Genomic DNA, 13039 nt, shown 5'->3' with positions numbered 1-13039 from the left:
CCGCCGCCATGGCGGCGGGCTACGTCCTTGGCCGGACCAAGAAGGGGAAGCTTGCCCTTGGCCTCGCCGCTCTCGTGGCGGGACAGCAATTCCCAATGAATCCAAAAGAGTTGGTCATCATGACCGCTCGCAAGCTGGCGGATAACCCTACGGTGGCGCCGCTGGTGGAACAGGCCCGCGGTGACGTACTGACCGCCGGGCGATCGGCGCTTTCCGCGACAGCCAACCGTCGCCTCGAAGCTGTCGCCGACGCACTCCAGAAGCGGACAGAGGCGCTGCTGGAAGCGCCGCTCGAAGCTGACGAGGATGAGGAAGAGGAGGAGGAAGAAGAGGAAGAAGAGGAAGCGCCCGAAGAACAGCCTGAGGAAGAGGAGGAAGAAGAGAAACGTCCTCGCCACCGTCCGGCGAAACGCCCGGCGGCGAAGGAGGCGCCCGCGAAGAAGGCGCCCGCCAAGAAGGCGCCCGCGAAGAAGGCGCCCGCGAAGAAGACCGCAGCCAAGAAGGCGCCCGCAAAGAAGGCTCCTGCGAAGAAGTCCGCGAACCGCGACAGCCGGAGGAGGTAAGTCTCATGGCCAAGCAGGACGAAGAACCCACCAACACGAGCGCGTCCGGCCTGGAGCGGGTCAAGGAGCAACTGTCCGCGTACGTCGGGGCCCAGGGACAGCGGCTGCTGGATTCCGCCGGCGGGAAGCTCACCGATCTCTCGCAGGGCCTTGGGGACGGCGCCGGTGGAGACGACGCCGGCGGCCTCCTGGACGTCGGGAAGCGGGTGCTCGGCGGCGAGAACCCGGTCAAGGCTCTCGTCAGTGAGAAGGCCGGCTCGGTGAAGGACAAGGCCGTGGATTCGGTCAAGAGCGCCTTCGGTGGCGGGGGCGGGGACGGGAAATCCGGCAGCGCCAAGGTGACCAACATCATCGAAGCCATCGACGTAGGCAAACCATTGCGCACGGTCTATGACCGCTGGACGGAGATCGAGGAGTTCAACTCCTTCACCAAGGGTGTCACCGACGTGAAACAGTCGGATGAGATCGAGAGCGACTGGAAGCTCAAGGTCGCCTTCTCCAATCGCAGTTGGAAGGCCACGGTGCAGGAGCAGGTCCCCGACGACCGCATTGTCTGGACATCCGAGGGCGGTATGGGGACGACGCACGGCGCCATCACCTTCCACGAACTGGCCCCGGCCCTGACCCGCATCGTCGCTGTGGTCGAGTACACCCCGTCCGGATTCTTCGAGAAGACCGGCAACATCTGGCGGGCCCAGGGACGCCGACTGCGCCTGGACCTCAAGCACTTCCAGCGGTACGCCACGCTCACTGACGACGAGGACGTCGAGGGCTGGCGCGGCGAGATCCGCGACGGGGAAGTCGTTCGGAGCCATGAGGAGGGGCTGGAGGACGACGAACCGGAAGACGAGCCCGAAGAGGACGGAGAAGAGGAGGGCGAGGAGCCCGAGCAGGAAGCCGACGACGACTACGAAGAGGACGATGAGGAAGGCGAAGAGGAGCCGGACGAGGAGGGGGAAGAAGAGGAAAGGTGAAGGCGACCCGCCCGGTGCCCGCCCGGCATGAGCAGGCGCTGTGCCGACCGCCGCTACTGGGAGCTCCTACTACCTTCGACCGTTCAATACGACGTGTCTCTTCAGCCGTCATGTACCGCACCTGTGGGGTGTCACGGTGATGTTCTTGACCCAGCGGGCGGCGACCCAGCCGCAGAGCGGTACGGCCTTGGAAAAGCCGGTCTAGTCGTGCCCCCGAAGCTTGTTGGAGCCTGCGGTTCGCCGCAGGCTTCCGTGGCGGTGCTTCACGGGCGCGGTGGCGCGCTCGACTCTATGGTGAGAATCGTGAATTCATTTCATTCCTACGCGTGATGGGAGCAATCGTGAGTGACGACAACACCAGGGACAAGCTTAAGGGCAAGGCTAAGGAACTGATCGGCAAGGCGACCGGCGACAAGAGCAAGGAGAGGGAGGGCAAAGCAGATCAGGCCAAGGCTGCCGCTAAGAAGAAAGCCGCAGCTGTGCGCGACCGAGTTGACGGCGCCAAAGAATCGCTTAAGCGCCGCAACGACTCCTGACCGCACAGGTCCGGATTGATGCGGGTGGCAGAGAGGGGTGCCCGCAGCACCAGCTGCCTCGATACCGCTCTGCGGCCACCCGTAAGTCGTCGGTCACCGCCCGGGGAGGTCTGCTTGAGAGCCATCCGCCCCGCCCCCACCGTGCACCGCTCAAGCGTGGCCCAGGGCAGGTGCGTCTAGGCCGTTTTTTTCAGATCATCGGATTGTTGGCCTGGTGTGTCGTTGACTGATGCCCAGTGGGCACGCATCGAGCCGTTGCTGCCGGACCGGACGCCGAAGCGCGGAGGGCGGTGGCGTGATCACCGGCAGGTGATCGACGCGATCGCGTTCAAGTACCGCACGGGCACACCGTGGATGGACCTGCCCGAGCACTTCGGTTCGTGGAAGGGCGCCCACAACCGTTTCCGGAAGTGGGCCGCCGACGGCACCTGGGAAAAGGTCTTCACCGCGCTGCCGGCCCAGGCCGACGCCGAAGGCGGCCTCGACTGGGTCGTGGCGGTCGATTCCACCGTCGTCCGAGCTCACCAGCACGCCGCCGGGGCCCGTGAAAAGGGGCCCCGGCCGGTGAGCCGGACGACCATGCCCTCGGGCGGTCCCGCGGCGGGCTGACCACCAAGATCCACCTGGCCGCGGACAGCCGCTGCCGCCCGCTGGCGTTCGTCCTCACCCCTGGCCAGGCCGGTGACGCACCCGCGTTCACCGACGTCATGAACCGCCTGCGGGTGCCCCGGCGGACCGGTCGTCCCAGGACCACGCCGGACATGATCCTGGCCGACAAGGCGTATTCGTCCCGCGCGATCCGGTCCCATCTCCGCCGGCGCGGGATCCGGGCCGTGATCCCGCAGCCCATCGACCAGGCCGCCCACCGCAAACGACGCGGCAGCCAAGGCGGCAGACCACCGGCCTTCGACCGCGACGCCTACAAGCAGCGCAACACCGTCGAGCGCCGCGTCAACAAACTCAAGCAGTGGCGCGGCCCGGCCACCCGCTACGACAAAACCGCAACTGTCCACCTCGCCGGACTCCACCTCGCCACCATCTTCATCTGGTCAGCAGCCTGATCCGAAAGAAACGGCCTAGTCCTGCTGCCTCGGAGCGTCCCCGGCGGGGCGGATGTTGTAGTTGCGGCGGAAGAGGTTCGCCGGGTCGTAGTGGGCCTTGAGCACCGCGAGCCGGGCCGCCGTCGCCTCGTCGTACAGACCCTCGGTCCTCGCGCCGTCACCGAAGGCGAAGTTGAGCGAGCGGCCCACGGTCACCGGTGCCAACCGCCCGAAGAACCTCCCGTACAGCTCCCGTACCGTCCCCAGATCCGGCCCCGCCAGCGGCGACAGCCCCCGGACCAGGAACGCCGCCCCCCGGTGCGGTACGGCGTTCGGCACCGCCGGTTCCTTCGCCAGCGCCCCGCCCAGCGGGTTGACCTGCACGATGCACATCGTCGGCGCTCCCGGCCCCGTCAGCTCCAGCAGATCCGTCAGCGTCGGCGCGTCAAGACCCGACAGCATCGCGCCGTCCCCCCAGTACGCGTGCGGGAAATCGGGATCGCTGTGGATCGTGGCCGACTCCGTGTACGGCATCTCCCGCAGCGAGTCCGTGATCACCGGACCGATCGCCCGCAACGGCGCCACCAGCCGCTCGCCCGCCGCCTCACCGCCGTTGAACGCGACACGGATCGAGAGCGTGTACCGGCCCCGCAGGAAGGCCGGGACCTGCTCCAGGTCGGGGAAGACCATGACCGCGAGCGACGACGTCAGCGTGTCGGGCACGGTGTCCACCCAGTCCAGATAGGTCCGTACGACCTGATCACGCAGCCCGCCGTCGAACAGCAGCGCCCCGCCGTACAGCCGCGCGACCGGCACCAGGCCCACCTCAAGGCCTGTCACCACACCGAAGTTGTGCCCGCCGCCCAGCAGCGCCCAGAACAGGTCGGGATCGCCCGCCGGTGTCACGTGCCGCGGCTTCGCGTCGGCGGTGACCACGTCCAGGGCGCGCACATGGTCGGCGGCGTAGCCGAACTCCCGTGCCAGCAGGCCCAGTCCACCGCCCAGCAGGTACGAGACGGCGCCGACACCCGGCGCCGAACCGTTCAACGGCGCGAGCCCGTGCGGCCCCGCTGCCTCGACCACCGCCCGCCAGCGCACCCCCGCCTCGATCCTGGCCGTACGCGCCCCGGGATCGATCCGTACCCCGTCCATCCGCTTCGTCGTGATCAGCAGCCCGCCCTCGGCCGCCGCCGGCACACCGTGGCCCGTCGCCTGGACACCCACGGGCAGCCCGTGCGCGGCGGCATGGGCGACGGCCACCCGGACATCGCCGGCGCCGGTCGCCCCGACGACCACCTCGGGACGCGGCGAGAAGCCGAGCTGGAAACCGGCCACCTCGTCGTCGTAACCGGGCCCGCCGGGCCGAAAGACGTACGGCAGCGCCGTGAGTGAGTTCTCGGACATGGAACGCTCTCCCTCCACACCTGGGGACGCGCCGCGCAGCGCGTCCGGACACCGGCAGCCTTCCGCCGATACCTGACATCCACCGTCAGGTATGCGTACGGCACCGCCGACCCCGGAGCGCTCCGCACCGCGCCCGACGTGCCACACTTCGCCCATGCGCGTGTATCTCGGCTCAGACCATGCCGGCTTCGAACTCAAGAACCACCTCGTCGAGTGGCTCAAGGCCCACGGCCACGAGCCCGTCGACTGCGGCCCGCACATCTACGACGCCCAGGACGACTATCCGCCGTTCTGCCTCCGCGCCGCCGAGAAGACGGCGGCCGACCCGGCGGCCCTCGGCATCGTGATCGGCGGCTCCGGCAACGGCGAGCAGATGGCCGCGAACAAGGTGAAGGGCGTGCGCGCCGCGCTCGTCTGGAACGAACAGACCGCCGCGCTCAGCCGCGAGCACAACGACGCGAACGTGATCTCCATCGGCGGCCGGATGCACAGCCAGTCCGAGTCGACGAAGTTCGTGGAGATCTTCCTCGCCACCCCGTACACGGGCGAGGAGCGCCACGCCCGCCGGATCGACATGCTCGCCACGTACGAGACGACGGGCACCCTCCCCCCGATCCCGGCACACCACCCGCAGCAGGACTGAACGCCGGTTCGGGCGGCCCGACCTGCGGGTCCGGGCCGCCCGAACCTCAGCGGTACCGGATCACGTGCAGTGCGTGGACCCCGGTCGGATCGAAGGACACCGGCTTCTCCGACGAGCCGTCGAACAACATCACGCCCGTCGCCGTGGTCAGTCCGTTGACCAGCCATCCGACGGCCTCGCGGCCCCGGCCGTCCGTGCGGCGGATCCAGATCAGGGCGCGTGCCCCGGCCGGGAAGGACGACAGCTCGTCCACCGCCGACGACCAGACCTGATGGTCCGACGTCGACAGGACGGCCCCGAGTCCGGCGAGCGTCGGTTCGAACCAGTGGGCGCGGCCGGGCGGGGGCGGCTGCGGGAACGTTCCCGTACCGGGAAGCCCGCCGGCGTCCCAGTGGGCGAGCCAGTTCCAGGGGTCCGAGTTCGGCAGCCCGAACGGCTCGGCCGCGTCCTTGGGTACGACCAACGTAGCGTCGAGCAGGGTGTCCTGCCACCGTCCCTCGCGCAGATGGCGCCCCGTGTCGCAGGAGAACACCCACCCCCGCCGGGTCTCGTCCGCGGTGGTCGGACCCACCAGCTCGACCTGGCCGCCGTAGGTGCTCTCCAGCCACAGCCCGGCCTTCGCGAGCGCCGAATCGAAGTCGTGCGCCTCCCGCTCCCAGGGCTGCCGCCGGGTCCTCAACGCCTCGGGCAGGGCCCGGACGAAGACCAGCTCACGCACGTGGTGGGTGTCCAACCGGGCAAGGGACGACGTGAGGCTGTCGAGGAAGACGCACTGCCCCTTGTTGTTGTGCGCGTAGACGAGATTGCCGCTCGCCTCCAGCCCCCCGATCTCGCGACGCACCCACACCAGACCCCGGGTGTCGGGCCCGGTCTCGGTCGCCGCCTTGACGATGTCGTCCCAACTGTCCGCGCGCACCCGCTCGAACTCCGGAAAGTACCGGCGGGTCAGCCTGCCCCACCAGCCGGGTGCCTCGTCCGACGGCTGCCAGGAGAGAGCGACGGAAGGACTCCCGCCGATCGCTGCATGCAGAGCCACGACCGCCCCCCGCACGTTGATCCTGCGCCCCTGCTCCTGGACCCGGGCGACGGCCACCTCGTACGACGCGGCCGGCTCCAGGTCCACGAGGGGCGCGCTCGGCGACGGGTGAAAGGGCGAACTGCCGTCCTTGGGGACGACGACCGAGGCCGCGAGCATGGGCGTGTGCGGATATCCGGGCTGCTGTACGGTCCGGCAGGCCATGAGCCAGGCGATGGCCGACTCGTACACGGGGTGGGGCGCGGCCAGTTCGACAAGCCCGCGATAGGTCCGATCGAGCCAGGCCGCGGCCTGTGGTGCGGGGGAGAACATGCTGTCAGTGCCTCGCTGGGGGCCAGTCGCCTGTCGCGCGGAGGGCCATGTACTCGCTCACGCGCAGATGCGACGGGGGGAAATGGGCGGCGGATCCGTCGTGGGGGACGATCACGACGGCGGTGAACGGCTTCAACGCGTGATCCCCCGTTTCGATGTGCTCCTTGTTGTCATACCTGACGGCCCAGCCGTAGGGGTACTCCTCGGACCGGTCCGGGAGCATCACGCGGGAAGGCCATTTGTCCGGATCAAGGGACTTCAGAAATTCGGCAGCGGATTGGACAGCCGCTTCCTTGCTTGACATCTACGGAATCCCATCTCGGTACGGAATATGGCCGATAATTGCGGCGTCGCTCTCCAGGCGGCCCAGGGCTCCAGTCTGGCCGTCGAGGAACACGACTCCGTGCTTGGTGTTGACGGCGTTGAAGATGTGCGCCGAATCATCCGCGCGGGCGAGGTATACGGCGCTTCTTGCCCCCTCGCCACGCGCCTGGAGGTCACGAACGATGTCATCGTAGCTATTCACGAAGTCGTACTGACCCTTGGCCCTGTCCTTCAGGCCGAGCTGCTCCGGCGGAATGTGGTCGCCGGCCTGCTTGGGGGCCGCACTGACATCGATTCCGTCCAAGCGGCGGTCCACGGTCACGGTGTTGTGGCTACAGTTGTCCGTATAACCTGGATGCCCCGTCTTGTTGACATCTCGCAGCCACGGATATTCGGAATCCAGGAATTCCTGGGCCTTCTTCGGATCCACCGAGTCATAGTGAATCGCCCTCTCTTTCACCATGTCCGTACTGCGCGCCAGATCGCTCCAGTCCTTCGCCACGGGACTCGCGGCCTCGTCCGCGTACCTCAGCCCGTTCGGCGGCGTCCTCGTCGCGGCGCCCTCCATGCCCTCCTTCAGACCGAGGCGCACACCGCCGCGGGCGAGGCCGACGCCCTTGGTGCCGACGAGTTCGGGGAGGAGGCGGCCGACGAACTCGGAGGGGTCCTTCTTGAATCCGTCCACGGCGGCCTGGACGATCCGCTCCGGATGCGCCGCGGTGGACACCAGCCCGGCCACCGTCATGTTGACGTTCTGGATGTACTCGGCCGGGTGAGTGAGGTTGTAGGCGTCGAGAGGGTTGAGACCACGGGCGAAGGTGAGCAGTCCCGCTGTGCCCTTGAGCGCGCCGCCGACGACGTGGGTGAGTTCGGTGTTGACGGCCTGGTAGCCGTCGAGGAGGTTGTCGCCGAGCCGATCCAGCGGCGGCGGCTCGGCGGGGGCGTGTGCCAACGCCGCCCTGACCCTGCCACGGGCCCTCGATGCAGCGGCGTTTCGTTGGTTGCGAGCCTCGGCGAGCTTCTCTCTCGCCGCCTTGATGTCGGCTCTGCCGGGATCGCTGAAGGGCTCGGGCACCGGACCGGGGTCCTGGTCGGCCTTGACCTTCGCGTTGTACGTGTCGATGCGCTGGTTGTACGTCTTCAGCGCCTCCTCGGAGGCGTGCTTGCCCTTCTTGTAGAGCGCGATGGCCTCCGTGGCCTGCTCCTGTGCCCACTTGACCGTGTCGGAGTACGCGTCCAGCGCACCCGCCGCGGTCTCGCAGGCATCGGCCGCCCGCAGCCATTTGACGGGGTGCATCTCGAATTTCTTACGGAAGGCGTCGCCGCCTTCGCCCCGCCAGTTCGCGGAGTCGAGACCGCGCATCCCCTGGCCGACCTTGTCGAAGGCGGCCTGGAAGTCCTTGAGGTGCTTCGCGCTCTCGGTGATCCTGCCCGGTTTGCCGTGGACAAGGTCGTCCGCCTTGTCGGTCTGGCCGAGTTGCTGTTCGCCCGGAGTGGCCCCGAGGTCGGAGGCGAGGACGTCGCCGACTTCCGTGACCACGTCGGCGGCGCCGTGGTAACCGAGGTTGTCGAGGCCGTCACCGATCTTGTTCGTGCCGTAGTCGATGCCCTCGCCGAGGATCTGCTTGCCGTCGTCTATGCCGTCCTCGATCGCGCCGAGGCCGACGTTGAGGCCGTCCTTGACGTCGCCGCCGAGGTTCTTCAGCCCGTCGCCGATATCGCCCAGAACGCCCATCAGCCCGCCCCGCCCTGCTGCTGGTCGGCCTCGGCGCGTGCTTCGGGGGACGGGCCGAAGGTGTCGTCCAGCATCCGCTCGTACTCGGCCTCGGTGACACCGAAGTTGTCATGCATGTTCTGCGGATTGAGGCCGGCCACCCCGACGGTCCGAGAGGTCAGCACGTCGCGGCCCGTGTCCTTCCAGCCCTGCTCGATGTTCTCCCCGGCCCGGTCCCACGACTCCTGGCTGTAGTCGACGCCGCCGAAGGCGCCCGATTTGGCGATGTCGCCCCAGCTCTGGCCGGTGACCTCGTCCTCGGAGGCGTACGGATTGCCGATCGAGGCGTTCGTGACGACCTTGAGGGTGCCCTCGACGTACCGCTCGGTCTCGTAGTAGGTGCCGGCCGACAGCCCCGTGCGTACGGCGAATCCGTTGCCTTCCTGGACCAGCGAACGCACGCCCCACTCCCAGCGCTCGCAGAACGACTTGAAGTCTTCGGTGAGTCCTTCGTCACCCAACTCCAGCCCCGACAGCTCCATTTCCCCGAAGCCGCGCCCCATGCCGGCCTGGCCGACCATGCCCAGTTCCTTCAACTCGCTTAGCGCGTCGGTCAGGCCCTTGGCGATCAGATCCAGGCCCTGGGCTTTGAGATCCTTGTCGCCCCCGCTCATCGCACGTCCCCCTCGTACTCGTACTCGTACATGTCGCTGTCGATTGCGGCCTCTTCCGGCACGATCCCTTTCACCGGCGGGAAGATCGCCCCGTCCGGCCCGTCGGCGCAGTCCAGAGCCACCCCGCACGGCACCCCGGCCGCGGGTACCGCCACGTCCAGCAGCCGTGCGCCGAGAACGGTCTGGTAGGTCCAACTACGGCGGAACTCCCCGCGGGCCTGTGCGTATCGGGCCAGGGCCTGCTGGTCGGAGAAAGCGAGAATGAAGCGGATGCCGTTGAGATCGGCCGTCATCAGGCCGCGCTCGTGGTCGGGCCCTGGCCCCTCGCCCAGCGGTACCAGGACCGGCGTGGCCCGGAACTCGTCGAGCAATGCCTCGAACTCCTGTCGCCGCCTGGTGACGAGAGAGTCCTCCGCCGGTGCAGCGTCCGGCGGGGTCGGCGCCTCTTCCACGGGAGTCATGAGCTTTGACGGAGAGTCGCCCGCCAACTTGCCTGCTCCAGCGGGCCTTCTCGCCGGTCCGGCCATCTCCGCGTATTCCGCGAGCCGTGACTTCGGGCTGTTCGCCCTTGGTCGCTCGTCTGCTGATCCCCCGTGCTCAGACATGATTCGATCATCACATCTGTAACCTGCTGATTACAACGTGGCTTGGCGCGCCCTGAGCCACGTGGAGACTCAGCCGGTTGTCCGAGTCTCAAGCGGGCCTAGAATCGCGTGCGTGGCCGGCACCGACACCCGGCCCGCACTCCCCACGCCCCAAGGAGACCCCGTGCCCGAGGGGCATACGATCCATCGCCTCGCCCAGGACCTGACCGAGCGTTTCGCGGCGGGGCCCGTGCGCGTCAGTAGTCCGCAGGGGCGGTTCGGTGAGAGTGCCGGGTTGCTCGACGGGCGGGTGATGGACGGTGCGAGCGCGCACGGGAAGCATCTCTTCGTCGGGTTCGGGGGCGGCGGGTGGATCCATGTGCATCTCGGGCTCTTCGGGAAGGTCGCGCTCGGTGACACCCCCGCCCCGGCTCCCACCGACACCGTCCGGCTGCACCTGCTCAACGACACGTCGTACATGGAGCTGCGGGGGCCCACCGCCTGCGCGCTGATCACCGAACCCGAGAAGCGGGCGATACACGAGCGGCTCGGGCCCGATCCGTTGCGGCGGGTGGATCTGGACGGCAACGACCCGGAGCGCGCGTGGGCGCGGATCTCCCGGTCGCGTACCACCGTCGCCGCCCTGCTCATGGACCAGAAGGTCATCGCGGGCGTCGGCAACGTCTACCGGGCCGAGGTGCTCTTCCGGCACGGCATCGACCCGTACCGCGCCGGACGCGATCTCAGCCGCGCCGAGTGGGACGCGATCTGGGCCGATCTCGTCGCGCTGATGCGGGAGGGCGTCCGCCACAACCGCATCGACACCGTACGGCCCGAGCATCTGCCCGAGGCCATGGGCCGCGCGCCGCGGGTGGACGACCACGGTGGTGAGGTGTACGTCTACCGGCGCGCGACCATGCCGTGCCATCTGTGCGGCAGCGAGATCCGTACGGCGTCCCTCGTCGCCCGCAATCTGTTCTGGTGCCCGGGGTGTCAGAAGGCGTAGCGGGCAGTCCCGGTCAGAAGCCGTGCGGCAGCCACGGCGCGACCGGCGACGCGAACGCCACCGACGCCTCCGCCAGCGCGCCCGTGCGCAGTTCGCGTACGAGCCCCGCCCGCGCCAGCGCCGCCGGTGAGGTGTCGCCCAGATACATCGCGGCCAACTCCCGTACGGAGAGCGACAGATCGGCCGCGTCCGCCGTCCGCTCGCAGGACGCGCCCTTCTCGTCCCCCGTCAGCCGCCAACGGCCCTCGTTCCAGGGGCAGAAGGCGTCGTCCACCTCCAGCACCACGTCCACCGGCGCCTGATACGTCCGCGCCGCGAGCGCCGCGCCCACCTCCACCAGGCGTACGTACAGCGAGTCCCGCAGCCGGATGTTGGAGCGCCGGACGTCGGAGACCAGGAACTGGAACGCGTCGTCCACCGGGAGATTCGTCACACTCACCGACGACGTCAGGTCGATCCCGCCGAGGAAACGCCAGAGAGTGGCGTTCGTCACGGGGTCCAGGGCCGCGAACTGATCGACCACGACCGTGCCGGCGGGCCCCGCCGCGTCCCACGTGGCCTTGATCCGGTACAGCGCGTACCCCACCACCTCGGCGTCGTCGCCCTCCCCGCGCCGCGCGAGCACGCACTGGAGCGCGGAAGCGCCCTCGCGGCTCTCCGGCGGGTCCACGAGCAACTTCCGGTCCCAGCCGGGCCGGCGCTCCAGCATGCCGGGGCGGCCGGGGACCAGGCGTGCGTACAGCGACTCGATCGACTCACGCGCGTCGTCCGGCGCGACGTAGCGAAGCCGGATCCCCGCGTCGGCGCCGTCGCCCCCGGGCATCCGGAACGAGACACGCGAGGTGTCGATGTCGGCGCTCAACTGCCGGGTCCCGACCGCGTATCCGAACCGGCCGTAGATCTCCGGCTCCGACGCCGTCAGCAGTGCGACCGGCTGCCCCCACGAGCGGACGTCGTCCAACTGCCGCCGCATCATGGAGGTGAGGATCCCGCGCCGCCGGTGCGTCGCCGCCACGCTCACCATCGTCACGCCCGCCGCCGACACGACACCGCCGCCCGGCACCGTGAGCCCGAAGGTGTAGGCGCCCGCGGTCCCCACGCACTCGTCGCCGTCCCACGCCCCCACGGAGCGTTCGTACTCCGTCACGGAACGCCATACCTCGCGTTCCTCGGCGGAGTTGACGAGCGCCCCGCCGAACGCTCTCTCCAACGTCCCGAACCAGGTGTCCCAGTCGGAGGCTTCGAGTACTCGCAAGTCTGTGGTCATATGCCATCAGTACCAGGACGTGGGTGGTCGAGGCGACCCGATATCGAACGCAATGTCACAGGGGTCCCCCTGCACGCCGGGCCCGCTGATGGATAGGGTCCAACGACAATGGCCAGTGGCGCGAAAGCGGATTCGTACACGGCCCGGATGCGCAAGTCGCTGCACCGGGCCCGCAACGCCGTGCGCAAGTCCGGAGTGGACTACTTCCGCGGCGACGGCTCCGACTGGATCGCCCTCGTCGGGCTGCTGCTGACCGTCCCGGGCATCGCGTTCGCCACCATGGCGGTTCCGGTCTGGTTCGCGCCGTCCGCGCTCGTCCTGCCGATCGTCGCCGGGGGACTGCTGCTGCGGCCCTCCAGCCTGCTCACCCTGTACGCCGCCGCGGCCACCGCGCTGATCGTCGAATCGCTCGTCCTCGGCCCGTACGACCAGGGGCCGGCCACCGTGACGCCGGGCACCGTCCTGGTGGTGGCGGCCTGCGGGCTCTTCGGGCTGCTGATCGCCCAGTTCAGGGCCCGCGTCGGCGTACCGTGGCGGCGCGGCGGCACGATGCTGTTCGACCTGCGCGAACGCATCCGGGTCCAGAGCGCCCTGCCGCCGCTGCCGAAGGGCTGGCACCGCGAGATGGCGCTGCGCCCGGCCGGCGGCCAGTCCTTCTCCGGCGACTTCGTCGTCGCGGCCCGCACCAACGGGGGCCGCACACTCGAAGTCGTCCTCACCGACGTCTCCGGCAAGGGCATGGACGCCGGCTCCCGCGCGCTGCTGCTGTCCGGCGCCTTCGGCGGCCTGCTCGGCTCGCTCCCGCCGCACGGCTTCCTGCCGGCCGCCAACGGCTATCTGCTCCGCCAGGACTGGGACGAGGGCTTCGCGACCTCCATCCATCTCGTCCTGGACCTCGAATCGGGCGACTACGAGCTGCTGTCGGCGGGCCACCTGCCCGCGCTCCAGCTCCACGCGGGCAG

The 13039-nt window shown here is 69.0% G+C and carries 13 protein-coding genes and 1 pseudogene; 7 read left to right on the top strand and 7 right to left on the bottom strand.

Translation table 11 applies throughout. From position 1 onward, the window contains the following. From BHU15_RS40130 to BHU15_RS38285, 4 genes and pseudogenes are all read left to right on the top strand, one after another. A pseudogene (locus tag BHU15_RS40130) lies at nucleotides 1-563 on the top strand (histone protein); the annotation flags it as partial. Between the two features lie 5 nt (nucleotides 564-568). Next, on the top strand, nucleotides 569-1537 hold the full coding sequence (locus BHU15_RS16185; protein WP_069627837.1) for an SRPBCC family protein: 969 nt from the start codon (nucleotides 569-571) through the stop codon (nucleotides 1535-1537). A 341-nt stretch (nucleotides 1538-1878) separates the two neighbouring features. Next, nucleotides 1879-2073, top strand: a complete 195-nt coding sequence (locus BHU15_RS38290) for a CsbD family protein (protein ID WP_247748909.1) — start codon at nucleotides 1879-1881, stop codon at nucleotides 2071-2073. Nucleotides 2074-2289: 216 nt separating this feature from the next. Then, a protein-coding gene (locus BHU15_RS38285; RefSeq protein WP_438284963.1) for an IS5 family transposase occupies nucleotides 2290-3134 on the top strand; the annotation gives its coding sequence in 2 pieces (ribosomal slippage) (nucleotides 2290-2620 and nucleotides 2620-3134; 846 coding nt in all). A 15-nt stretch (nucleotides 3135-3149) separates the two neighbouring features. Here BHU15_RS38285 and BHU15_RS16170 read toward each other — a convergent pair. Further along, a complete protein-coding gene (locus BHU15_RS16170; RefSeq protein ID WP_079128173.1) occupies nucleotides 3150-4517 on the bottom strand; it encodes an FAD-binding oxidoreductase in 1368 nt (455 codons plus the stop codon). Nucleotides 4518-4671: 154 nt separating this feature from the next. Between BHU15_RS16170 and BHU15_RS16165 the strand changes: the two genes are divergently transcribed. Continuing rightward, nucleotides 4672-5160: a ribose-5-phosphate isomerase gene (locus BHU15_RS16165; protein WP_069627834.1), complete on the top strand. Its 489-nt coding sequence runs from the start codon at nucleotides 4672-4674 to the stop codon at nucleotides 5158-5160. A gap of 46 nt (nucleotides 5161-5206) precedes the next feature. Here the strand turns inward: BHU15_RS16165 and BHU15_RS16160 are convergent, their stop codons facing one another. Genes BHU15_RS16160 through BHU15_RS16140 form a run of 5 tightly spaced genes read right to left on the bottom strand, consistent with a single transcriptional unit; the run spans nucleotide 5207 to nucleotide 9681 of the window. Then, nucleotides 5207-6508, bottom strand: a complete 1302-nt coding sequence (locus BHU15_RS16160) for a YrhB domain-containing protein (protein WP_069627833.1) — start codon at nucleotides 6506-6508, stop codon at nucleotides 5207-5209. A 4-nt stretch (nucleotides 6509-6512) separates the two neighbouring features. Then, nucleotides 6513-6812: a YrhB domain-containing protein gene (locus tag BHU15_RS16155; protein ID WP_069627832.1), complete on the bottom strand. Its 300-nt coding sequence runs from the start codon at nucleotides 6810-6812 to the stop codon at nucleotides 6513-6515. Then, the gene (locus BHU15_RS16150; RefSeq protein WP_069627831.1) at nucleotides 6813-8567 is read right to left on the bottom strand and encodes a putative T7SS-secreted protein; all 1755 of its coding nucleotides are present in this window, start codon (nucleotides 8565-8567) and stop codon (nucleotides 6813-6815) included. After that, nucleotides 8567-9220 (bottom strand): hypothetical protein, encoded by a 654-nt coding sequence (locus BHU15_RS16145; RefSeq protein WP_069627830.1) that lies wholly within the window; start codon nucleotides 9218-9220, stop codon nucleotides 8567-8569. Before BHU15_RS16145 ends, BHU15_RS16150 begins: the two co-directional genes overlap by 1 nt. After that, nucleotides 9217-9681 carry a hypothetical protein gene (locus BHU15_RS16140; RefSeq protein WP_255293124.1) on the bottom strand — a complete coding sequence of 155 codons (465 nt, stop codon included), beginning with the start codon at nucleotides 9679-9681 and terminating at the stop codon, nucleotides 9217-9219. Before BHU15_RS16140 ends, BHU15_RS16145 begins: the two co-directional genes overlap by 4 nt. A gap of 307 nt (nucleotides 9682-9988) precedes the next feature. Here BHU15_RS16140 and BHU15_RS16135 point away from each other — a divergent pair, with 307 nt between their 5' ends. Continuing rightward, the gene (locus tag BHU15_RS16135) at nucleotides 9989-10810 is read left to right on the top strand and encodes an Fpg/Nei family DNA glycosylase (protein ID WP_069627828.1); all 822 of its coding nucleotides are present in this window, start codon (nucleotides 9989-9991) and stop codon (nucleotides 10808-10810) included. Nucleotides 10811-10823: 13 nt separating this feature from the next. On the opposite strand, the gene BHU15_RS16130 is transcribed toward BHU15_RS16135, so the two are convergent. Further along, the gene (locus tag BHU15_RS16130; RefSeq protein ID WP_069627827.1) at nucleotides 10824-12077 is read right to left on the bottom strand and encodes a GNAT family N-acetyltransferase; all 1254 of its coding nucleotides are present in this window, start codon (nucleotides 12075-12077) and stop codon (nucleotides 10824-10826) included. Nucleotides 12078-12185: 108 nt separating this feature from the next. Here BHU15_RS16130 and BHU15_RS16125 point away from each other — a divergent pair. Next, the coding region (locus BHU15_RS16125; RefSeq protein ID WP_069627826.1) for a SpoIIE family protein phosphatase at nucleotides 12186-13039 on the top strand (854 nt) is incomplete at its 3' end.

Origin of the sequence: Streptomyces niveus (assembly GCF_001723055.1) — a bacterium.
Lineage (GTDB): Bacteria > Actinomycetota > Actinomycetes > Streptomycetales > Streptomycetaceae > Streptomyces > Streptomyces niveus.
Note: the sequence above shows the minus strand (reverse complement) of the source record. Positions and strands in the feature narration are given on the sequence as shown.

What these genes read in the sequence shown, in the direction of transcription:
- BHU15_RS16145 (WP_069627830.1), bottom strand. Translation starts at nt 9,220, where the DNA reads ATGAGCGGGGGCGACAAGGATCTCAAAGCCCAGGGCCTGGATCTGATC.
- BHU15_RS16170 (WP_079128173.1), bottom strand. Translation starts at nt 4,517, where the DNA reads ATGTCCGAGAACTCACTCACGGCGCTGCCGTACGTCTTTCGGCCCGGC.
- BHU15_RS16160 (WP_069627833.1), bottom strand. Translation starts at nt 6,508, where the DNA reads ATGTTCTCCCCCGCACCACAGGCCGCGGCCTGGCTCGATCGGACCTAT.
- BHU15_RS16165 (WP_069627834.1), top strand. Translation starts at nt 4,672, where the DNA reads ATGCGCGTGTATCTCGGCTCAGACCATGCCGGCTTCGAACTCAAGAAC.
- BHU15_RS16185 (WP_069627837.1), top strand. Translation starts at nt 569, where the DNA reads ATGGCCAAGCAGGACGAAGAACCCACCAACACGAGCGCGTCCGGCCTG.
- BHU15_RS16140 (WP_255293124.1), bottom strand. Translation starts at nt 9,681, where the DNA reads ATGACTCCCGTGGAAGAGGCGCCGACCCCGCCGGACGCTGCACCGGCG.
- BHU15_RS16150 (WP_069627831.1), bottom strand. Translation starts at nt 8,567, where the DNA reads ATGGGCGTTCTGGGCGATATCGGCGACGGGCTGAAGAACCTCGGCGGC.
- BHU15_RS16130 (WP_069627827.1), bottom strand. Translation starts at nt 12,077, where the DNA reads ATGACCACAGACTTGCGAGTACTCGAAGCCTCCGACTGGGACACCTGG.
- BHU15_RS16155 (WP_069627832.1), bottom strand. Translation starts at nt 6,812, where the DNA reads ATGTCAAGCAAGGAAGCGGCTGTCCAATCCGCTGCCGAATTTCTGAAG.